The following is a 21,361-nucleotide window of genomic DNA, read 5'->3' on the forward strand; positions in this document are numbered from 1 at the left end:
GTGCGAAGCATTCTTCCCTATTGATTGTGCCCAAGGAAGAAGCTGACGCGCGATGATGATCTCACCCGATCTCGTTGCGCGTTAGCCCGATCACTTGAACTCGGAGGCCCGATTGGCCCTCCGCCCAATGTTGCCGCGAACCGGCAGACAACACGAATCGAGTTGGCGATGGCCTTTACTGATATTTTCATCAAGCGCCCGGTGCTGTCGGTCGTCGTCAGCCTGCTGATCCTGCTGATCGGCTTGCGCGCGGCCATGGTGCTGCCGATCCGGCAATATCCGAACCTCTCGAACACCGTTGTGACGATCACCACGGTGTATCCTGGCGCGGCGCCGGAGCTGATCAACGGCTTCATCACCACGCCGATCGAGCAGGCCGTCGCCTCGGCCGAAGGCGTCGACTACATGACCTCGAACTCGGTGCTCGGCACCTCGACGATCCAGGTCTACGTCAAGCTCAATCATGATCCGAACCAGGCGCTCACCGAGGTGCTCGCCAAGGTCAACTCGGTCAAATACCTGATCCCGAAGGAAGCCTTCGATCCGGTCGTGACCAAGGCGACCGGCGACACCATCGCCGTGATGTATCTCGGCTTCTCCAGCGAAGAGCTGAACGGATCGGCGATCTCCGACTATCTGACCCGCGTCGTGCAGCCGGTGCTCTCGACGGTTGACGGCGTCGCATCGGCCGACATCCTCGGCGGCCAGACCTTCGCGATGCGCGTCTGGCTCGATCCGACCCGGATGGCCGGGCGCGGCGTCTCGCCCAATGACGTCGCGGCTGCGATCGCCGCCAACAACTTCCAGGCGGCGGCCGGCCAGACCAAGGGTTATTTCATCGTCTCCAACGTCTCGGCCAACACCGACCTTCAGAACATCGATCAGTTCAAGCGCATGATCGTGAAGTCGAAGGACGGCGGCTTTGTCCGCATCGAGGACATCGCGACGGTGGAGCTCGCGGCGCAGTCGACCGACGCCAGCGTCGCCTTCAACGGCGAGCATGCGATCTTCATCGGCATCAAGGCGACCCCGCAAGGCAACCCGCTGACCCTGGTGAAGGGCGTGCGCGCGCTGTTCCCCGACCTCGAGCGCAACCTGCCGCCGTCGATGAAGATGAAGGTGGCCTACGACTCCACCAAGTTCATCCAATCGTCGATCGACGAGGTCGAGAAGACGCTGACCGAAGCGGTGCTGATCGTCGTCGTCGTCATCTTCCTGTTCCTGGCCTCGATCCGCTCGGTGATCATCCCCGTCGTCACCATTCCGTTGTCGCTGATCGGCGTCTGCATCCTGATGCTGGCGGCCGGCTTCAGCTTCAACCTGCTGACGTTGCTGGCGATGGTGCTGGCGATCGGCCTCGTGGTCGACGACGCCATCGTGGTGGTGGAGAACATCCATCGACATCTCGAGGAGGGCCTGCCACCGGTGCAGGCATCGCTGAAGGGCGCGCGCGAGATCGTCGGCCCGGTCGTCTCGATGACGATCACGCTGGCGGCGGTGTACGCGCCGATCGGCTTCCTCGGCGGCGTGACCGGCACGCTGTTCCGCGAATTCGCCTTCACGCTGGCCGGCTCGGTGATCGTGTCCGGCGTGATCGCGTTGACGCTGTCGCCGATGATGTGCTCGGTGTTCCTCAAGAACACGGAGGAGGGGCGTTTCGCCAAGCTCGTCAATCGCGTGTTCGGCGCGGTGACGCGCGCCTATGGCCGCCAGCTCGACCGTTCGCTCGACTACCGTCCGATCACGGCGTTGTTCGCCGTGACCATCCTCGGCCTGGTCGGCTTCCTCTACATGCACATCCAGAAGGAGCTGGCGCCGCAGGAAGACCAGGGCATCGTGTTCGCGGTGACCAAGGCGCCCAAATACGCCAACATCGACTACATCGATTTCTACGGCGACAAGATGGACAAGGAGTTCCAGAAGTTTCCCGAGACCGATCTGCGGTTCATCCTGAACGGCATCACCGGTCCGCAGGGCGGCTTCGCCGGCATGCTGCTGAAGCCGTGGGATGAGCGCAAGCGTTCGGCCCAGACGCTGCAGCCGCTGGTGCAGAACGAGCTGTCGAAGATCGAAGGCGTCAGCGCGTTCGCGTTCAGCCTGCCGCCGCTGCCCGGCGGCCCCGGCGGCCTGCCGGTGCAGATGGTGATCTCTTCGACGGCCGGATTCCAGCAGGTGTTCGACCAGATGAACAAGCTGAAGGACGCCGCGCGCAAGAGCGGCCTGTTCATCGTCACCGACAGCGACCTCGACTTCAACCAGCCGGTGGTCCGGGTGAAGGTCGATCGCTCCAAGGCGAGCGACCTCGGCATCACCATGCAGTCGATCGGTGGTGCTTTGGCGACCCTGCTCGGCGGCAACTACGTCAACCGCTTCAACCTCGAAGGGCGTTCCTACCAGGTGATCCCGCAGGTGCCGCGCGCCAACCGGCTCGCGCCCGAGTCGTTCGACAACTACTACGTCCCGACCGCGACCGGTCAGCTGGTGCGGCTGTCGACGGTGGTTTCGGTCGAGACCGGCGTCGATCCGAACGCGCTGACCCACTACAACCAGCTCAACTCGGCGACCTTCCAGGCCGTGCCGATGCCTGGCGTCTCGATGGGGCAGGCGGTCGAGTTCCTGCAAGGTGAAGCCAAGAAGCTGCCGTCCGGCTTCAGCTTCGACTTCCTCGCCGACTCGCGGCAGTACGTCAACGAAGGCAATCAGCTGCTGGTCACCTTCGCGTTCGCCATCATCATCATCTTCCTGGTGCTGGCGGCGCAGTTCGAGAGCCTGCGCGACCCGTTCGTGATCATGATCTCGGTGCCGATGGCGATCGTCGGCGCCTTGATCCCGCTGTTCTTCGGTGCCGCCACCATGAACATCTACACCCAGGTGGGCCTGTTGACGCTGGTCGGGCTGATCACCAAGCACGGCATCCTGATGGTGGAGTTCGCCAACGAGTTGCAGCTCAACGAGGGACTGGACCGTCGGTCGGCGATTGAGATGTCGGCCCGGATCCGGCTGCGCCCGATCTTGATGACGACGGCGGCCATGGTCACCGGCCTGCTGCCGCTGCTCACAGCTTCGGGCGCCGGCGCCGCCAGCCGCTTCTCGATCGGCCTCGTGGTCGTCACCGGCATGACGATTGGCACGCTGTTCACGCTGTTCGTGCTGCCGATGGTCTACACGGTGATCGCGACCGACCACCAGGCCGCGGCCCGTTCCGACCGCGCCAAGCAGATCGCCGATTACGAGCTTGAAGGCCGTGGCGGCGCATTGAAACCGACCTGAGCCCTCCAAGCTCATGCTCGCGGAGAAGGCGGCACTGGCGAAAGCCACTGCCGCCTTTTCTTTGTCTCGTGATAGCCTTTGGGCAGGCAGAGGTTCTGGAGGAAACTGTCATGGCGAGCGAATTTGCGGCGGGCAATTACCGGTTCATTCCGGCTGTGTTCCAATATTCTAGCGGCGCGCAAGCGAACGCCGGCTACGAGATCGAGCGGGTGCGCTTCGATCGTCTGCTGCCGCTTGCCGAAGGCTTTGCGCGGATCGCAGCCTACATCAAGGACGCCGGCCGGCCGCTGACCTCGTTCTGCGCCTGCGAATTGCGCTCGCCGGCGGCCTTCACCGAGGACGGTTTTCGCGCCTTCAACCAGCATTACGTCAAGACGCTCGCCGAATGGGGCCTGTTCGACGGCACCATCAATCCGGTGGCCCGCAGCAATGTCTGTCCCGAGATCGATCCGCCGGCCGAGCCGTCGTTCCATGCGTTCTCGTTCACCCGGTCGAGCGCGACCGCGTCGCCGTCCTTCGTGATCGCGGGTGGTGCCGAGGCACGCAGCGGCACCGCCAGCTATCCCGATCGCATCGTCTGCTATCGTGATCTCAGTCCCGGCGCGTGGCGGGAGAAGGTGCGCTTCACCGCCGGCGAGATGGAGCGTCGCCTCGCCGAGTTCAGCTTCGGCTGGGAAGCGACGACGGCGGTGCAGGCCTACACCGTGCACGACATCCATCCCGTGGTCGTCGACGAACTGGTCCGCCGCGGTGCCACGCGCTCGGGGCTGACCTGGCATTTCTGCCGCCCGCCGGTGGTCGATCTCGAATACGAGATGGATTGCCGCAGGGTGTTAAGGGAAGTGGTGATTTAGACGGGTGTGGTTTGGGGCGGGCATTGCGAACCCCGTCATCCTGAGGAGCGCGTAGCGCGTCTCGAAGGATGCACGGCCACAGTCGGGCCGTCGTGCTTCGAGACGGCCGCTTCGCGGCCTCCTCAGCATGACGGTGAGGAATTCGTGGCCGCTGTGGCGTGTCACCGCGCCTTCGGGTCCAGCGCGTCGCGCAGGCCGTCGCCGACCAGGTTGAACGACAGCACGACCATGAAGATCGCAAGGCCCGGCCAGATCGCCATCCACGGCGCGCTGGTCAGGAAGCGTTGCGCAGCGTTGAGCATGCTGCCCCAGGATGGTGCGGGCGGCTGCTGGCCGAGGCCAAGGAACGAGAGCGCGGCCTCGGCGATGATCGCGGCCGCGATCGACAGCGTCGCCTGCACCAGCAGCGCCGGCAAGATGTTGGGCAGGATATGGACCAGCGCGATGCGCCAGCGTGGATTGCCCATGGCGCGCGCCGCCTCGACATAGTCCTCGACCTTGACGCTCATCACCTGACCGCGGGTCAGGCGGATGAAGATCGGGGTCGCCGAGACGCCGATCGCGATCATCGCATTGCCGAGGCTCGGGCCGAGGAAGGCCGCGAGTGCGATCGCCAGGATCAGGAACGGGCAGGCCAGCATCGCATCGGTGATGCGGCTGATCAGTCCGTCGATGAAGCCGCCGCGGTAGCCGGCGACGAGCCCGAGCGGCACGCCGATCGCCAGCGCGATGCCGACCGAGATGACACCGGCGAGCAGCGAGGCGCGGGCGCCGAACACGACGCGGGCGAGCACGTCGCGGCCAAGCTCGTCGGTGCCGAACCAGTGTTGCAGCGATGGTGCCTTGCGCACCAGCGACCAGCTCGTTGCAATCGGATCATAGGGGACGAGCAGCGGCGCGAACACCGCGAGCACGATGAAGAGCACGATCACGGCGAGGCCGAGCATGGCGCCCTTGCGCCGCATCAGCCGCCGCCAGGCGCGCCGCGCCGGGCTCCCCAGCGTCTCGGCGGCGGCAAGTGAAGCCGATGTCGCGATTGCTGCGTCCGTCATCCCGGTCAGCCCCTCAGTCGCGGATTGACGAGGATATAGGCGATGTCGGCAATCAGGTTGAGCGTGATGTAGATCGTCGCGGTCGTGAGCACGACGCCCTGGACCACGGCATAGTCGCGATTGAAGACGGCATCCACGATCAGCTTGCCGAAGCCCGGGATCGAGAAGATCTGCTCGGTGAGAACAGCGCCCGACAGCAGGGTGCCGAGTTCGAGCGCGCCGAGCGTGATGATCGGCGTCAGCGCGTTGCGCATCGCATGCTTGAGGATGACCGTGCGCTCGGACAGGCCCTTGGCGCGCGCGGTGCGGACATAGTCGCTCTCCAGCACCTGGAGCATGGCGCTGCGGGTATGCCGCATCAGGACCGCCGCGATCGCATTGCCGAGCACGAAGGCCGGCATGATGGTGGCGGCAAGGCTGGCGCGCCAGTTCTCGGTCAGCGGGACATAGCCGGAGGCGGGCAGCCAGCCCAGTTCGATCGAGAACAGGAAGATCAGCATGATGCCGAGCCAGAAGTTCGGCGTCGAGATGCCCCACAGCGCGAACAGATTGGCGCCGTAATCCCAGGCGGTGCCTTTCTTGACCGCCGAGACGATGCCGGCGGGAATGCCGATCAGGAAGGCGATCACGATCGCCATCGCGGCGAGCTGCAACGTCACCGGCAGCTTCTGCGCGATCAGCTCCAGCACCGGCATCTTGTTGCGCAGCGATTCGCCGAAATCGCCCGACAGCACGCCCTTGATCCAGTAGACATACTGCACCGGGATCGGCTGATCGAGATGGTACTGCGCGCGGATCTGCGCGATGACGGCCGGGTCGCGCTCCTCGCCGGCCATCACCAGCGCCGGATCGCCTGGCAGCAGATGTTGCAGCGAGAAGATCAGCACCGAGACGAAGAACAGCGTCGGGACGATCTGAACCAGCCGCTTGGCGAGGAAGTTCAGCATGTCTCAGCCTCGTGTCCCGGGCGCGGCGCAGCACGCAATGTTGCGCTGCTGAACCGGGACCCGTATCGGTCCCGCGATAGGTCCGCGGCCGATCATCACTTCAGCTTCAGCCCGATCACGCGCACCAGCCCGTCGGGCATCTGCTTGTAGCCGTCGAGCCTGGTGGTGTGCGCGATGATGATGCGGCGGTGATAGATATAGAGCAGGGGCTCGTCCTCCTGTTCCAGCTTCGTCAATTTGGCGTAGATCGCCTTGCGCTGCGCCATGTCGGTGGTGAGGCGGGCGTCGTCGAGCGCCGTGTCGGCATCGGGATTGGCCCAGGCGCTGTAGTTTTGCGGCGCATCCTTGTGCAGGAAGACATAGGAGTTGCCGTCCGGATCGATGCGGCCGCTCCAGGCCAGCAAATAGGCCTGATACTCGCCGGCCTCGGCCTGCTTCAGCGAGGTCGCGAATTCGGTGACCCGGATCTTCATGTCGAAGCCGGCTTCAGCGGCCATCGATTGCACGACTTGCGCGGTGCCCTCGGCCTCCGGTCCCTTCGGCACCATGAAGTCGACGCTGACGGGCGGCGTGACGCCGGCCTCCTTCAGCAGCGCCTTGGCCTTCGCGACGTCGCGCGGGCGGACCGGAAATTCCTTCTGGTAGTAGGGATGGTCCGGGCTGATCCACTGGTTTCCAGGCTTGAACTCGCCGTTGAACACGACCTGGTTGATCGCATCGCGGTCGATCGAGAGGTCGAGCGCCTGCCGGACCTTGGCGGATTGGCTCAGGGGACCCTTGGCCTTGTCCTTGCCGATGTTGAGCGTGATGCCCTGATAGCCGAGCTCGATTGCGGTCGAGACCTTCAGGCGCGAATCGGCGCGTACGTCCTTCAGGTCGGTCGCGAGCACGCGCTCGATCAGGTCGAGCCCGCCGGATTTCAGATTGGCGAGCCGCACCGTGGCGTCCACGATCGGCAGATAGACGATGCGGTCGATGAAGACGTTGTCCTTGTTCCAGTAGTCGGCGAATTTCTCCAGCACGATGCGGTCCTGCTGCACCCGCTCGACGAATTTGTAGGGACCGGCACAGACCGGGTGCAGGCCGAACTTGTCGCCGGCCGCCTTGGCGGCCTTGGGCGGTACCATCATGCCGGCGCGGTCGGTGAGCTGTGCGATCAGCGGCGAGAACGGCGCCTTGAGCACCAGCCTGATGGTCAGGGGATCGACGACGTCGACGTGATCGACGCTGGCGAGCTCCGGCTTGCGGAACGAGCCGGGGAAGGTCAGATGCCGCTCCAGCGAAAACTTCGCTGCCTCCGCGTCGAGCGGCTCGCCGTCCTGGAACTTGACGCCGGGTCTCAGCTTGATCGTGACTTCCTTGCCGTCGGCCGAGGTCTCGTGCGACAGCGCGAGCTGCGGCACGATGTTGAGCTTCTCGTCGATATCGAACAGCTTGTCGCATAGCGCGGCGAATACGATGCGGCCGACATAGGTGCGCGCCATGGTCGGGTCGAGCACGTCGGGATCCTCGGCAAGCCCGATCCGTAGCGTGGTCTGGGCTTTGGCCTGGACCTGGGCGCCTGCCACCAGCGACAGCAGCAGGGTGGCGGCGGTCGCAGCCAAACGAAACATCCTCATCGCGCAACTCCCATGATCATGCCTGCAGCACCGTCCCGTTACCAACCCCGCCGCGCCGGGCGTCTTCCGACGCTCCGCTGAATGCCGCCACCAGTTTCTCCAGCGCAGGCGAGAAGCCGCCATCGGAGGGAACGATGTTCTCCGCGGGCGGTAGCTCTGCTGTGCGGTGACAGGCCGTGAAGTGGCTGGCGACATCTGCCAGCAATTGCGGAACCTCGCTGCGGCAGCGCGCGATCGCATAGGGGCAGCGGGTATGGAAACGGCAGCCGGACGGTGGATTGAGTGCGCTCGGCAGCTCGCCCTCCAGCACGATGCGGCTGCGCCTGGCGCGCGGCCGCGGCACCGGGATCGCCGACAACAATGCGCGGCTGTAGGGGTGCCGCGGCGCGGCGAACAGCGCCTGCGCATCCGCCGTCTCGACGATGGTGCCGAGATTCATCACCGCGACGCGGTCGGCGATGTGCTTCACGACGGCAAGGTCGTGCGACACGAAGATGTAAGCGAGCTTCAGGCGGTCTTGCAGGTCGCGCAGCAGGTTCAGGATCTGCGAGCGGATCGAGACGTCGAGCGCCGACACCGGTTCGTCGCAGATGATCAGCTTCGGCTCGACTGCGAGCGCGCGGGCAATCGCGATGCGCTGACGCTGACCGCCGGAGAACTCGTGCGGGTAGCGGCGTGCAAAGCGCGGCTCGAGGCCGACCAGACGCAGCAGCTCGTCGACCCGCTCGCGGCGGCGGGCCGACGGCACCAGATCGTGGAGCGCCAGCGGTTCGGTCAGGATCTGGCTCACCGTCATGCGCGGGTTGAGCGAGGCGTAGGGGTCCTGGAAGATCAGCTGCGCGTCGCGGCGGAACGCGCGCAACTGCTCGGCATTGAGCATGCCGAGGTCGCGGCCCTCGAACGTGACGCGACCGGCGTCCGGTTCGATCAGCCGCAGCACCAGCCGGCTGACGGTGGATTTGCCGCAGCCGGATTCGCCGACCAGCGCCAGCGTCTTGCCGGCCTCGACCGTGAAGCTGACGCCGTCGACCGCCTTCACATGCGCCGTCGGCCGGCCGAACACCGAACGCTCGGCAACGAAATGCTTCACCAGCCCGTCGACCTCGAGCAGCGCGGTCATGACACCAGCCGCTCCAGCGGCGCGCGGATGCAGCGCGAGGCGTGGGTCGCGCTCAACATCGCGAGCGGCGGAGGGGATTTTGTGCAGCCATCGTCCACGAACGGGCAGCGTGCCGCGAAGCGGCAGCCCAGCGGCGGGTTCGCCATGTTCGGCACCATGCCCTCGATGGTCGCGAGATGGCTGGTGCGGCGGTCGAGCCGCGGGATCGAGCCGAGCAGGCCGACCGTATAGGGATGCTGTGGGTTGGCAAACAGCTCGTCGACCGGCGCGCGCTCGACGATCTCGCCGGCATACATCACCGCGACCTCGTCGCAGACCTCGGCGACGACGCCGAGGTCGTGGGTGATCAGGATGATCGCAGCACCACTTGCCGCCTTCAGCTCGCGCATCAGATCGAGGATCTGCGCCTGCAAGGTAACGTCGAGCGCGGTGGTCGGCTCGTCGGCGATCAGGAGCTGCGGATCGCAGGCCAGCGCCATCGCGATCATCACGCGCTGGCGCATGCCGCCGGACAACTTGTGCGGATACTCGTCGATGCGCTTCTCGGGCGAGGGGATGTGGACGCGGCGCAGCAGCTCGATGGTGCGCTCGCGTGCCGCGCGCCGGGAGCCGCCGCGGTGGCGCAGGATCGTCTCGGTGATCTGGTCGCCGATGGTGAAGCTCGGGTTGAGCGAGGTCATCGGCTCCTGGAAGATCATCGCCAGGCGATTGCCGCGCAGGTCGCGCAGTGTCGCATCCGGCACGTCGAGCAGGTCGAAGCCGTCGAAGCGGATCGCGCCGGAGACTTCGGCGGATTGCCTTGGCAACAGGCCCATGATCGCAAGCGAGGTCACGCTCTTGCCGCAACCGGACTCGCCGACCAGGCCGAGCGTGGCGCCGTTGGCGACGGAGAGATCGACGCTGTCGACCGCATGCGTCACGCGGCCATCGTCGCCCTGGAAAGAAACACGCAGGCCCTCGATCTCGATCAACGGGCCGGCGGTCATTTGCGGCTCGCGGCGGCCGCTGCGATGCCGGCGTCGATCGTCGCGCGGTCGCTGATTCCAGCCGGGTTGTCCCGGGTCGGCATGAAGTTCCGGAACGCCACCCAGTGCTCGCGGCTGACCGCTTCCAGCCGTTCCAACTCGCGCAGGGGATCGACGTGGTCGTCGACCCGCAGGTCGAGCAACGGCCATTGCTCGATGCCATGGATCACAAGGGCCGCCGATTGCCTGCCGCGCTTGTCGCCGCCGGCCGCTTCGCCGGCGAACATCGCCTTGATCAACCGCTCCGCGAACGGCAGCTTCTCGTTCGCGACATAGGCGCGCGCGGTCTCGTCGAGCACCGCAGGCCCGGCCAGCATGTTGCCGGCGATCGAAAAACCGTCGCCGGCGATATGGCCGAACCAGTCGATGCAGTCCTTGCCGGAATGCGCGGCGATGCGGCCTTTGGCGTCCATGACATGCAGCTGCCGGCTCTCGCGGCCGCTGTCGGACGCGATCAGCGCAGCGATCGCATCATGCGGACTCTTGCCGCCGCGCAGCAGCGCGAGGCCGTCGATACCGTAGTAGGGATTGACCAGCGCCTGCGTCGCGATGGCGCCGATCCCGGGCGCGATGTGGGGCACCAGGGCGCCGACCGCGAAGAACCGCGTCGCGACGGCGATGCCGAGCTGGCCGGTGGCGCTGTCGCGGGCGATGATCGACCAGGTCATCTCAGATCTCTTCTTCCTCGCCCCGCTCTTCGCGGGGAGAGGGTTGGGGTGAGGGGCTCGCTCCGCGAAGACGGTGCAAATCGAAACGCGCGGAGATTCCCCCTCACCCGGAATTCAGGCTTTGCTTGAATTCCGACCTCTCCCCGCAAGCGGGGCGAGGTGGAGTTGGAGGCTCGCTCTGCGGTCCGACGCGATGTCATCATGCTGTGGCGGTCACCTTGTCTTAGCGGCCGGCAGCGTAGCCCTGCATGCCGCGCGGATTGGCGGCGGCGCGGCGGCGGGGGCCGACCTTCGAGGCCGCGGTGAGGCGGCCTTCCGACCAATCGGGACCAATCTCCACCACATGGCCGCGGCGTTTCAATTCGTCGATGGTCGATTTGGGCACGCGGTTTTCCAGCACCAGCACGCCCGGCCGCGAGGTGCGCGGCCAGAACGAGATCGGGAAATGCTCGGAGTGCCAGGCCGGCGCGTCGATCGCCTCCTGCAAGTTCAGCTTGGCGTGGACATGCCGCAGGAAGAACTGCGTGATCCACTGGTCCTGCTGGTCGCCGCCCGGCGAGCCCCAGGACAGATACGGCTCGCCGTCGCGCAAAGCCATGGTCGGCGACAGCGTGGTGCGGGGCCGCTTGCCCGGTGCCAGCGAGGCCGGATGGTTCTCCTCCAGCCAGAACATCTGGGCGCGGCTGCCAAGGCAGAAGCCAAGTTCGGGAATCACCGGTGAGGATTGCAGCCAGCCGCCGGACGGCGTCGCCGAGATCATGTTGCCGGCCTTGTCGATGATGTCGAAATGCACGGTGTCGCCACGCACCTCGCCGAACCGGCCGACGGTCGGCTCTCCGGCGCCCATCGCGCCGACCGCTTCGCGATGTCCTTCGGCGTGGCGCAGCTTCACGACGCCGCCGAAGCCTGCGACCGAGCCGGGACGGAAGTCGAGCGAAGCCTTGTCCTTTGAGATCAGCTTGCGCCGCTCGTCGTTATAGGCATCGGACAGCAGCGTCTCGATCGGGATGTCGGTGAATTTGGGATCGCCATAGAACGTCTCGCGATCGGCATAAGCCAGCTTGGCGGCTTCGATCTGCAAATGGATGAAGTCGGGGCCCGTGGGATCGAGGCCGTCGAGATCGAAGCCCTTCAGCAGCGCGAGCTGCTGCAACATCACCGGACCCTGGCTCCAGACCCCGCACTTTTGCACGGTATAACGGCCGTAATCGTAGGTCAGCGGCGCCTCGATGGTCGGCTGCCAGCGCGCCATGTCGTCGGCCGAGAGCACGCCGCGATGCGGCGATCCGGAGACGTCCATCACCTCCTGGGTGCGGCAGAATTTATCGATGGCCTCGGCCACGAAGCCCTTCGACCAGGCCTGCCGCGCGCGCTCGATCTGCGCCACGCGGTCGGGGCCGGCGCTCTCCGCCTCCTCCAGGATGCGGGTGTAGGTTTCCGCGAGCTTCTTGTTGGTGAAGATGCTGCCGGGCCGCGGCACCTCGCCGTTCGGCAGATAGACATCCGCCGACGTGGTCCAGTATTTCCGGAACAACTGCTCGACGGTCTGAATGGTCGCCGCCGCACGCTCGACCAGCGGGTAGCCGTCGCGGGCATAGCCGATCGCGGGCTCCAGCACGTCGCGCAGCCTTAACGTGCCGTAGTCGCGCAGCAGCAGCATCCAGGTTTCGAAGGTGCCGGGCACGCAGGCGGCGAGCAGACCGGTGCCGGGCACCATTTCGAGGCCCTCGCTGCGATAGTGCGCGATGGTCGCCTTCGCCGGCGCCGGGCCCTGGCCGCAGATCACCTCGGCCTTGCCGCGCTTGACGTCGTGCACGATGATCGGGACGTCGCCACCGGGCCCGTTCAGATGCGGTTCGACCACCTGAAGCGTGAAGGCAGTCGCGACACCGGCGTCGAAGGCGTTGCCGCCCTTTTCCAGCACGCCCATGCCGACCGCGGTCGCGATCCAGTGCGTCGAGGTGATGACCCCGAAGGTGCCTTCGATCTCGGGCCTTGTGGTGAACGGATCGGGGTTGATGTTGCTCATGGCGATGGACCGTTGGGCGGCTTGTTGGGTTTCTTGTGCGCGCGCACTTGATCACAGCCGGGCTGGTATGCCAACCGCTTGGTGCACATGGCGGCTCCCATCCGCGTGATCACGCCGAAACGGCGGCGGGAGTGTTGACCGCGTGGCAGGCGACGCCATCGATCAGTTCCGGCGTCCTCTCGCGGCAGAGCTCGAAGGCGAGGGGGCAGCGCGGGTTGAACGAACAGCCCGGCGGCGGATTGATCGGGTTCGGGATCTCGCCCTTGACCGGAATGCGCTGGCGGCCGGACATCGCGAGGTCCGGAACCGCGCCGAGCAGCATCCTGGTGTAGGGCATCCGCGGATTCGCGAACAATTGCCGACCCTCGGCGATCTCGACGATGTGGCCGAGATACATCACGCCGATCCGGCTCGCCATGTGGCGGACGACCGCGAGGTTGTGGCTGATGAACAGGTAGGTCAGGCCGAACTTGTCCTGCAAGTCGCGCATCAGATTGAGGATCTGGGCCTGCACCGAGACGTCGAGCGCCGAGGTCGGCTCGTCGCAGACGATGAACTCGGCCTCCGACGCCAGCGCGCGGGCGATCGCGATCCGCTGGCGCTGGCCGCCGGAAAATTCATGCGGGAATTTCTGGCCGTCGTCGGGATGCAGGCCGACCAGCGACAGCAATTCGCCGACCCTGCCCTTGATGTCGCGCTCGCCCTGGATCAGGTCGAAGGCACGGATCGGCTCGGCGACGATGGCTGTGACCCGGTAGCGCGGGTTGAGGCTCGCATAGGGGTCCTGAAACACCATCTGGATGCGCCGGCGCAGCCGGCGGCGCGCCGGGGCCTGCCGCGGATCGGTCATCGAGACGCCGTCGATGACGACTTCACCCGAGCTCGGCGGCAGCAGGCCGACCACCATGCGCGCGACCGTGGTCTTGCCGGAGCCGGATTCGCCGACCAGCGCAAAGGTCTCGCCGCGCTTGATGTCGAAAGAGACGCCGTCGACCGCTTTCAGGAATTCGGGATGGCCGCCCTCGATCACACGGTTGAGCCACGGTTTCGAGACGTCGAAGACGCGGCGCAGGTTCCTGACCTCGATCAACGTCCCGCTCATACCGCCGTCTCCTCGGCCGGCTCGAACAGATGGCAGGCGACGGATTGGTTGCCCTGTCGGATCGGTTCGGGGCGTTCCACACGGCAGCGATCGAAGGCGAGCGCGCAACGCGGATTGAACGGGCAGCCCGGCGGGATCGCCGACAGCCGTGGCATCGAGCCGGGGATCTGCACCAGGCGCTTGTCCTCGCCCGCAAGCGTCGGGATCGCGCCCATCAAGCCCTTGGCGTAGGGATGCAGCGGGTTGCGTACCACCTCCTGCACCGGTCCGATCTCGGCGATGCGGCCGGAATACATCACCGCGACGCGGTCGCAGGTCTCGGCGATCACGCCCATGTCGTGGGTCACCAGCATCACGGCGGTGCCGTGGTCGCGGCCGAGCCGCTTGATCAGTGCGATGATCTGCGCCTGCACCGAGACGTCGAGCGCGGTGGTCGGCTCGTCGGCGATGATCAATTCGGGCTCGGCACAGATCGCGAGCGCGATTACGACGCGCTGGCGCATGCCGCCGGAGAATTCGTGCGGGTAGCCGTCGATGCGCTTCTCCGGCGCGGGGATGCCGACTTCAGCCAGCAGATCGATGGCGCGCCTGCGCGCGGCGCTCTCGCTCAAGTCGGTGTGGGTGCGGATGGTCTCGACGATCTGGTCGCCGATCTTGTAGAGCGGATTGAGGCTGGTGAGCGGGTCCTGGAAGATCATCCCGATCCGCTTGCCCCTGATGCGGCGGATCTCTTCCGGCGGAAGATGGTCGATCCGCCTGCCCGACAGCTCGATCTCGCCGGCGGAGATGCGGCCGGGCGGATCGATCAGCCCGATCACGGCAAGGCCGGTGACCGACTTGCCGGCGCCGGACTCGCCGACCATGCCGAGCACCTCGCCCTTGGCGATGTCGAACGATACCCCGTTGATGGCACGCAAGGTGGCGCGGCGGGTGACGAACTCCACCTCGAGATTGCGCACGGAGAGAACGGGCTGGGTCATCGGAGTTTCGGGTTGAGCGCGTCGCGCAGCCAGTCGCCGAGCAGGTTGATGGAGAGGATCAGGCCCGCCAGCGCAATGCCGGGAAAGGCGACGATCCACCATTCGCCGGCGAACAGATAGTTGTTGCCGATCCGGATCAGGGTGCCGAGCGAGGGCATGGTGTCGGGCATCCCGGCGCCGAGGAACGACAGCGTCGCCTCGGTGATGATCGCGAGCGCGAGGTTGATGGTGGCGATCACCAGGATCGGGCCCATCGTGTTCGGCAGCACGTGCCGGAACATGATCTTGGGCGCCGGCAGGCCGATCAGCTGCGCCGCCGCCACATAATCCTTGTGCTTCTCGACCATCACCGAGCCGCGCACGGTGCGGGCATATTGCACCCAGAAACTGAGACCGATCGCGATGATCAGCACGCCGAACGTGCTCATCTCGTCGAGCCGGTTGCCGAGCAGCGACTTGGCGACGCCGTTGACCAGGAGCGCGATCAGGATCGCGGGGAAGGTGAGCTGGACGTCGGCGATCCGCATGATCACGGTATCGACCACGCCGCCGAAGTAGCCGGCGACCAGCCCGAGGGCAATGCCGAGCGCGCCGGCGAACACCACCCCGGCGATGCCGACCGCCAGCGAGATGCGCAGGCCGTACAGGATCGCGGAGAGCACGTCGCGGCCCTGCTCGTCGGTGCCGAGCAGGAACGGGCTCTGGCCGTCGGCGGTCCATAGCGGCGCGATCCGCGAGTTGATCAGCTGCAACTGCGCCGGATCGAACGGGTTCTGCACCGCGAACCACGACGCGAAGATCGCCAGCAGGAAGAACAGCAGCGTGATCGCGGCGGCGACCATCGTCAGCCTGGAGCGACGGAACGAATGGAAGATGTCGCTGTCGAGCGCGCGTTTGAACCAGCCGGCAGGTGCCTGGCGAACCTCGGAGCGATCGGGGACGACGGCGTCTGACATCGGCCCGTGCCTCACGCCGCGCGGCCGACGGTCGAGCGCAAGCGCGGATCGACCACGGTGTAGAGGATGTCGACCACGAGATTGATGGTGACGAAGATCAGCGAGACCATCAGGAGATACGCGGCCATGATCGGGATATCGACGTTTTGCACGGCCTGCACGAACAGAAGTCCCATGCCCGGCCACTGGAACACGGTTTCGGTGATGATCGAGAAAGCAATAACCGAGCCAAATTGCAGCCCGGCCACCGTGATCACCGGGATGAGGGTGTTCTTCAGCGCGTGGCCGAAATGGATCGCGCGCGTGGTCAGGCCGCGGGCGCGGGCGAAGCGGATATAGTCGGTCCGCAGCACTTCCAGCATTTCGGCGCGCACCAGCCGCATGATCAGGGTCATCTGGAACAGTCCGAGCGTGATCGCCGGCAGGATGATCGCCTTCCAGCCGGAGACGGTGAGGAGCCCGGTCGACCACCAGCCGAGCTTCACCACCTCGCCGCGGCCGAAGGAGGGCAGCCAGCCCAGGGTCACGGCGAACAGATAGATCAAGAGGATGCCGATCAGGAAGGTCGGCAGCGAAATGCCGATCAGCGATATCGCCTGGAATAACCTGGCCAGCATGGTGTCGCGACGCAGCGCCGAATAGACCCCCATCAGGATGCCGGCCACCATTGCAAACAGCGTCGCGCAGATCGCAAGCTCCAGCGTTGCCGGCATGCGTTCCGCCAGCAGCGACGAGACCGGCAGGCGGAACTGGTAGGACACGCCGAACTTGAACTGCATTGCATTGATGAAGTAGCGGCCGAACTGCACCAGCACGGGATCGTCAAGCCCGAGCGACCGGCGGATCTCGGCGCGCTGTGCGGCCGAGGTGTCGATCGAGACCATCTGGTTCACCGGATCGCCGGCGAAGCGGAACATCGCGAACGCGATGACGCCGACGGCGAGCATCACGCCGATGGCCTGCAGAAAGCGGCGAAGAGTGAAAGCCAGCATCTCTACCTTTCACTGCTTTTGACACGCGGCGCGCGGCCTTGCGCTGCCGGAAAACGAGAGGTCCCGGAAGCCTGCGCTTCCGGGACCCAATTCGCTGAAACCACTATTCACCCTGTTTGGTCGCCCAGTAGAGCAGCACCTGGTTGTCCGCGCGCTGGGTCAATTTGACCTTCTTCGACACGCCCCACACCAGCGGTTGCTGATGCAGCGGGATATAGCCGTAATCCTTGATCACGATCTCATAGGCTTGCTTGATCAGCTGGTCGCGCTTGGCGGTGTCGCTCTCGACCAGCACCTTGTCGGTGAGCGCGTCGACTTCCTTGTTGCAATAACCGCCGAGATTGGCTTCGCCCCTTGTGGGATCCTTCGGATCGTTGCGGCAGCCGAGGATATCGTGCAGCACATTGTGGGAATCCGAGGTCGCCGGTGTCCAGCCCAGCATGAAGAACGAGGTCTGGTAGCCGCCGGGCTTCAGCACCTTGGCGAAATACTGCGCCTTCGGCTGGGCCAGCAGGTTCACCTTGATGCCGATGCGGGCCAGCATGCCGACCACCGCCTGGCAGATCTGGGCGTCGTTGACATAGCGGTCGTTCGGGCAATCCATCGTGACCTCGAAGCCGTTCGGATAGCCGGCGTCGGCGAGCAGCTTCTTGGCGCCTTCCGGATCGAGCTTCGGCCGGGTGAATTCCTTCGACAGCGGGTAGAGCTCGGGCGCGATCATCAGCGTCGAGGGCGTCGACATGCCGCGCATGACGCGGGTCTTGATCAGATCGACGTCGATCGTCTTGTAGAAGGCTTCGCGGACGCGAATGTCCTTGAACGGGTTCTTGCCCTTGATGTTGGAGAACAGCAGCTCGTCGCGCGCCATGTCCATGCCGATGAAGATGGTGCGGATCTCCGGCCCGGTCAGCACGGTCGCGGTGCCGCTCGAATTGACGCGCTGGATGTCCTGGATCGGGACCGGCTCGATGACGTCGACATCGCCCGAGAGCAGCGCGGCGACCCGGGTGGCGTCCGAGGCGATCGAGGTGAAAATGATCTCCTTGAGATTGTGCTCCGGCTTGCGCCAGTAGCCCGGGTAGACCTTGAAGACGGTCTTCACGCCGGGCTGATGGCTCTCGATCATGAAGGGGCCGGTGCCGTTCTCGTGCAGCGCCGCGTAGCTCGGCGTGGTCGCGGAGGCCGGCGTCGGCGCGACGGAGTTGTTCTCCTCGCACCATTTCTTGTCCATGATGTACCAGCTATCCCACTGCGAGGTCAGGATGGGATTTGGCGAATCCAGCGTCACGTCGACCGTGTAATCGTCGACCTTGGTGAACTTGGCGTCGGGCGGGACGTTGCTGAGGAAGTTGGAACCCTTGGCGCGGACGCGCTCGGCGGAAAACAGCACGTCGTCGGCGGTGAAGGGATCGCCATTGTGGAATTTCACGCCCTTGCGCAGATGGAAGCGCCATTTGGTCGGGCTCAGCGTCTCCCAGCTTTCCGCCAGCGCCGGGATGATCTTCAGGTCCTTGTCGCGCGCCACCAAGCCTTCATAGACATGGCCATGATGCGCGATCGTCGTGGTTTCCTTCAGCGTATAGGGATCCAGCGACTTCAGCTCGCCCTGGTTGGCATATCTCAAGGTCTGGGCCGACGCCGGCGAAGCAAAGGCAACGAATGCGACGGCGGCCGCCGCAAGCAAACTCCAACGTACCGACATGTGAACCCGCGTCCCCCGTTTTTGTCCGCCGGCTGCTTTGTCCGGCTGGTATTATTGATGCATGTTGCCAGAGTTTAACGGCTGCGCAAGCGCGATTTCCCCAAGGGGCACCCCGTTCGCGCCGGTGCAGCGCAATGCAGCGGAGTTGAGCATAGGCGGCTGGCGCGAGCACGTGACATTCGACTTTCGGACTGCCGCTCGTCGATTGCGGGAATGATCGCCGGCGAGCCGTGCATGCCGGCCGTCCCAAACAGTTTGGTTGACCATAACGGATGATTGAGGCCGACTGCACCATGGGGCAGTCAAGGCTCGCTTGCGCAATGCACCCCGACGCGGTGATACTGGGACGGGCCAAGACGCGACAAGGCGCATTTGAGGAGGCGGATATGAAGGTCAATGTCGAGATAGATTGTACGCCCCTTGAAGCGCGCCAGTTCTTCGGCCTGCCGGATGTGGCGCCGATGCAGACCGCCGTCATGGACAAACTACAGCAGCAGATGACGTCGAACATCGACAAGATCTCGCCGGAATCGCTGATGCAGAGCTGGTTCACCTTCGATCCGAAGCTTGCCGAGCGTTTCCAGGACATGTTCGCGGCAATGGCCGGCTTCGGCAGCGTGGCCAAGAAGAAATAGTGACCGCCATGGACAGGAGCGTTGAAGGGACCGAACGCCGGTTGCGTCCGCCAAGCCTGTTCCTGATGCTGGCCGAAGGCCGCGGCCTGCTCGAGTTCAATTCGAGCCTGCTGCTTTCGCCGCTCCTGATGCAGGCGCCGAAGGGCGATGGTCATCCGGTGCTGGCGCTGCCGGGCTTTCTTGCCAGCGACCTTTCGATGGCGCCGATGCGGCGCTATCTGAAGCAACTCGGCTATGACGCCCATGCCTGGAACATGGGGCGCAATTTCGGCGGCATCGCCTCCAGACGGGACGCGCTGCGTGACCTGCTGAAGCGGATTCACGAGACCTCCGGGCGCAAGGTCTCGATCATCGGCTGGAGCCTCGGCGGCGTCTACGCGCGCGACCTTGCGTCGCATATGCCGGAGCTGGTGCGCTCCGTCATCACGCTCGGCAGCCCGTTCGCCGACGACATCCGCGCCACCAATGCGACGCGGCTCTACGAACTGCTCTCCGGCGAGGGGATCAACGATATCCCCGAGATCCGCGCCGCGATCGCGGGCGACATGCCGGTGCCGACGACCTCGATCTATTCCCGCACCGACGGCATCGTGAACTGGCGCACCTCGCGGGTGCGGCCGTCGACCACCGCCGAGAACATCGAGGTGCATTTCGCCAGCCACCTCGGTCTCGGGGTCAACCCCGCGGCGCTGTGGGCGATCGCGGACCGGCTGGCGCAGCCCGAAGGGGAATTCCGGCATTTTGACCGGTCGGGCCCCTTTGCCATTGCCTACGGGGCGGCAGAACAGGCACTATCCTGACCAGACGACGAGAAGCGCCGCCAAGGCGCCCGCGTGAGTTGGCTCTCGGGAGGAGATCATGAGCGACGCCAAGAAGCTGTCCTCGCTGGACGCATCGTTTCTGTATCTGGAAACGCCGGAAATGCCGATGCATGTCGGCAGCATGGCGATCTTCCGGCTGCCCGACGGCTACAAGGGCGACTTCTTCGAGGAGTTCAAGGCGATGATCGCCTCGCGGCTGCACATCGCGCCGATCCTCAAGGCGCGCTTGCAGAAGGCGCCGCTCGACATCGATCATCCGTCGTGGGTCGAGGACGACCAGTTCGACATCGACCGCCACATCTTCCGTGCCAGCCTGCCGGCGCCGCGCGACCGCGCCACCCTGGAACGGATCGTCGGCTGGATGCACGCCAAGCTGTTGAACCGCGCCCGCCCGCTCTGGGAGTTCTACGTCTTCGAGGGTATGAAGGACAATGAGATCGGGCTCTATTCCAAGATGCACCACGCCTGCATCGATGGCGGCGCCGGTGCCGCGCTGACCAGCATGATCTACGACCTGACGCCGGTGCCGCGCGAGATCGAACCGCCGAGCGCAAAGAAGGTCGCGCCGGAGCCGCGCGACATCGCGGCCAATCTGATCGACGCCTATCAGCAGCTTTGGACCCAGCCGTTCGAGGCGGCGGCCGCCGCGCAGAAGAGCCTGGAGCTGCCGCGCTCCGGCAAGAGCGACCTCGGCTCGATCCTGTTCGACAACGCCATGTTCCAGATCGAGAGCGCGGTGAAGTTCGCCGGCTCGATGCCGACGGTCTTGAAGAGCCTGTCCGACGTCGTCGCCAAGGTCGCCGATCCCAGGTCGCGCGAGAGCCTGCAAGCGATGGCCTCGCCGCCGACCATCCTCAACAAGGCGATTTCGTCGGAGCGCAGCTTTGCCGGCACCTCGATCTCGCTGTCGCGCGCCAAGGCGCTGGCCAAGGCCTCGGGCGGCAAGCTCAACGACGTCGTGCTAGCGCTCGCCTCCGGCGTGGTGCGGCGCTATCTGATCAGCCAGGGCGCGTTGCCGAACAAGTCGCTGACGGCCGGGGTGCCGATCTCGCTGCGCGAGGAAGGCAATGCCGATTCCAACAACCAGGTGTTCGGCATGATCTGCTCGATTGCGAGCGACGTCGAGGACCCCAAGAAGCGGCTGGAAACCATCATCGCGCAGTCGACCAAGTCCAAGGAGATGTCGCATCCGCTGCGTGCCCTGATGCCGCAGGTTTCCAACATCTCGATGTTGGGCGCGCCGATCCTGGTGCAGATCATGGCGCTGCTGTACAGCCGCTCCGACCTCTCCAACGTGCTGCCCCCGGCCACCAACATCACGGTCTCGAACGTGCCGGGACCGCGGCAGACGCTGTATGCGGCGGGCGCCGAGCTGCTGCACATCTTCCCGGTCTCGATCTCGACCCACGGCATTGCACTCAACATCACCGTGCAAAGCTACCGCGATCAGCTCGATTTCGGCTTCATCGTGGGTGCCAACATCATTCCCCATGTGCAGGTGATGTGTGACATGCTGCCGCTCGAGTTCGATGCACTCGAGGCGGCGTTCGCTCCCCCGCCTGCGGACATCAAGGGCGCGGCCGAATAGG

General features: G+C 65.3%; 17 protein-coding genes. 5 read left to right on the top strand and 12 right to left on the bottom strand.

Annotated elements, in window-relative coordinates; genetic code table 11:
- The first annotated feature begins 168 nt into the window (after positions 1-168).
- Both CWS35_RS17510 and CWS35_RS17515 read left to right on the top strand, forming a co-directional pair.
- Positions 169-3,270, top strand: coding sequence for a multidrug efflux RND transporter permease subunit (locus CWS35_RS17510; protein ID WP_024579301.1), 3,102 nt, complete (start codon positions 169-171; stop codon positions 3,268-3,270).
- A gap of 110 nt (positions 3,271-3,380) precedes the next feature.
- Complete coding sequence (locus CWS35_RS17515; RefSeq protein WP_100952730.1) at positions 3,381-4,124, top strand: hypothetical protein; 744 nt, start codon at positions 3,381-3,383, stop codon at positions 4,122-4,124.
- A 161-nt stretch (positions 4,125-4,285) separates the two neighbouring features.
- On the opposite strand, the gene CWS35_RS17520 is transcribed toward CWS35_RS17515, so the two are convergent.
- The 12 genes from CWS35_RS17520 to CWS35_RS17575 form a co-directional block, all read right to left on the bottom strand.
- Positions 4,286-5,176: an ABC transporter permease gene (locus CWS35_RS17520; RefSeq protein ID WP_100952732.1), complete on the bottom strand. Its 891-nt coding sequence runs from the start codon at positions 5,174-5,176 to the stop codon at positions 4,286-4,288.
- 5 nt (positions 5,177-5,181) lie between these two features.
- The gene (locus tag CWS35_RS17525) at positions 5,182-6,123 is read right to left on the bottom strand and encodes an ABC transporter permease (RefSeq protein WP_024579304.1); all 942 of its coding nucleotides are present in this window, start codon (positions 6,121-6,123) and stop codon (positions 5,182-5,184) included.
- Positions 6,124-6,218: 95 nt separating this feature from the next.
- Complete coding sequence (locus CWS35_RS17530) at positions 6,219-7,742, bottom strand: ABC transporter substrate-binding protein (protein WP_100952733.1); 1,524 nt, start codon at positions 7,740-7,742, stop codon at positions 6,219-6,221.
- A 16-nt stretch (positions 7,743-7,758) separates the two neighbouring features.
- Positions 7,759-8,862: an ABC transporter ATP-binding protein gene (locus tag CWS35_RS17535; protein WP_100952735.1), complete on the bottom strand. Its 1,104-nt coding sequence runs from the start codon at positions 8,860-8,862 to the stop codon at positions 7,759-7,761.
- A complete protein-coding gene (locus tag CWS35_RS17540) occupies positions 8,859-9,848 on the bottom strand; it encodes an ABC transporter ATP-binding protein (protein WP_100952737.1) in 990 nt (329 codons plus the stop codon). Before CWS35_RS17540 ends, CWS35_RS17535 begins: the two co-directional genes overlap by 4 nt.
- Positions 9,845-10,555, bottom strand: a complete 711-nt coding sequence (locus CWS35_RS17545) for a DUF1028 domain-containing protein (RefSeq protein ID WP_100952739.1) — start codon at positions 10,553-10,555, stop codon at positions 9,845-9,847. The genes CWS35_RS17540 and CWS35_RS17545 overlap by 4 nt, the downstream gene beginning before the upstream one ends.
- Positions 10,556-10,778: 223 nt before the next feature.
- The gene (locus CWS35_RS17550; RefSeq protein WP_100952741.1) at positions 10,779-12,584 is read right to left on the bottom strand and encodes a gamma-glutamyltransferase family protein; all 1,806 of its coding nucleotides are present in this window, start codon (positions 12,582-12,584) and stop codon (positions 10,779-10,781) included.
- A 109-nt stretch (positions 12,585-12,693) separates the two neighbouring features.
- Complete coding sequence (locus CWS35_RS17555; RefSeq protein WP_100952743.1) at positions 12,694-13,686, bottom strand: ABC transporter ATP-binding protein; 993 nt, start codon at positions 13,684-13,686, stop codon at positions 12,694-12,696.
- A complete protein-coding gene (locus CWS35_RS17560) occupies positions 13,683-14,666 on the bottom strand; it encodes an ABC transporter ATP-binding protein (RefSeq protein WP_100952745.1) in 984 nt (327 codons plus the stop codon). The genes CWS35_RS17555 and CWS35_RS17560 overlap by 4 nt, the downstream gene beginning before the upstream one ends.
- Positions 14,663-15,622 (bottom strand): ABC transporter permease, encoded by a 960-nt coding sequence (locus CWS35_RS17565; RefSeq protein WP_100956451.1) that lies wholly within the window; start codon positions 15,620-15,622, stop codon positions 14,663-14,665. Before CWS35_RS17565 ends, CWS35_RS17560 begins: the two co-directional genes overlap by 4 nt.
- 11 nt (positions 15,623-15,633) lie before the next feature.
- Complete coding sequence (locus CWS35_RS17570; RefSeq protein ID WP_100952748.1) at positions 15,634-16,614, bottom strand: ABC transporter permease; 981 nt, start codon at positions 16,612-16,614, stop codon at positions 15,634-15,636.
- A gap of 103 nt (positions 16,615-16,717) precedes the next feature.
- A complete protein-coding gene (locus CWS35_RS17575) occupies positions 16,718-18,316 on the bottom strand; it encodes an ABC transporter substrate-binding protein (RefSeq protein WP_100952750.1) in 1,599 nt (532 codons plus the stop codon).
- Between the two features lie 386 nt (positions 18,317-18,702).
- Between CWS35_RS17575 and CWS35_RS17580 the strand changes: the two genes are divergently transcribed.
- The 3 genes from CWS35_RS17580 to CWS35_RS17590 are packed head-to-tail and all read left to right on the top strand — an operon-like array spanning position 18,703 to position 21,360.
- Positions 18,703-18,951, top strand: coding sequence for a DUF6489 family protein (locus tag CWS35_RS17580; RefSeq protein ID WP_100952752.1), 249 nt, complete (start codon positions 18,703-18,705; stop codon positions 18,949-18,951).
- Positions 18,952-18,959: 8 nt separating this feature from the next.
- Positions 18,960-19,751 (top strand): alpha/beta fold hydrolase, encoded by a 792-nt coding sequence (locus CWS35_RS17585; RefSeq protein WP_100956462.1) that lies wholly within the window; start codon positions 18,960-18,962, stop codon positions 19,749-19,751.
- Between the two features lie 58 nt (positions 19,752-19,809).
- Positions 19,810-21,360 carry a wax ester/triacylglycerol synthase family O-acyltransferase gene (locus CWS35_RS17590; RefSeq protein ID WP_100952754.1) on the top strand — a complete coding sequence of 517 codons (1,551 nt, stop codon included), beginning with the start codon at positions 19,810-19,812 and terminating at the stop codon, positions 21,358-21,360.
- The last annotated feature ends 1 nt before the right edge of the window (position 21,361 follow it).

Origin of the sequence: Bradyrhizobium sp. SK17 (assembly GCF_002831585.1) — a bacterium.
GTDB lineage: Bacteria > Pseudomonadota > Alphaproteobacteria > Rhizobiales > Xanthobacteraceae > Bradyrhizobium.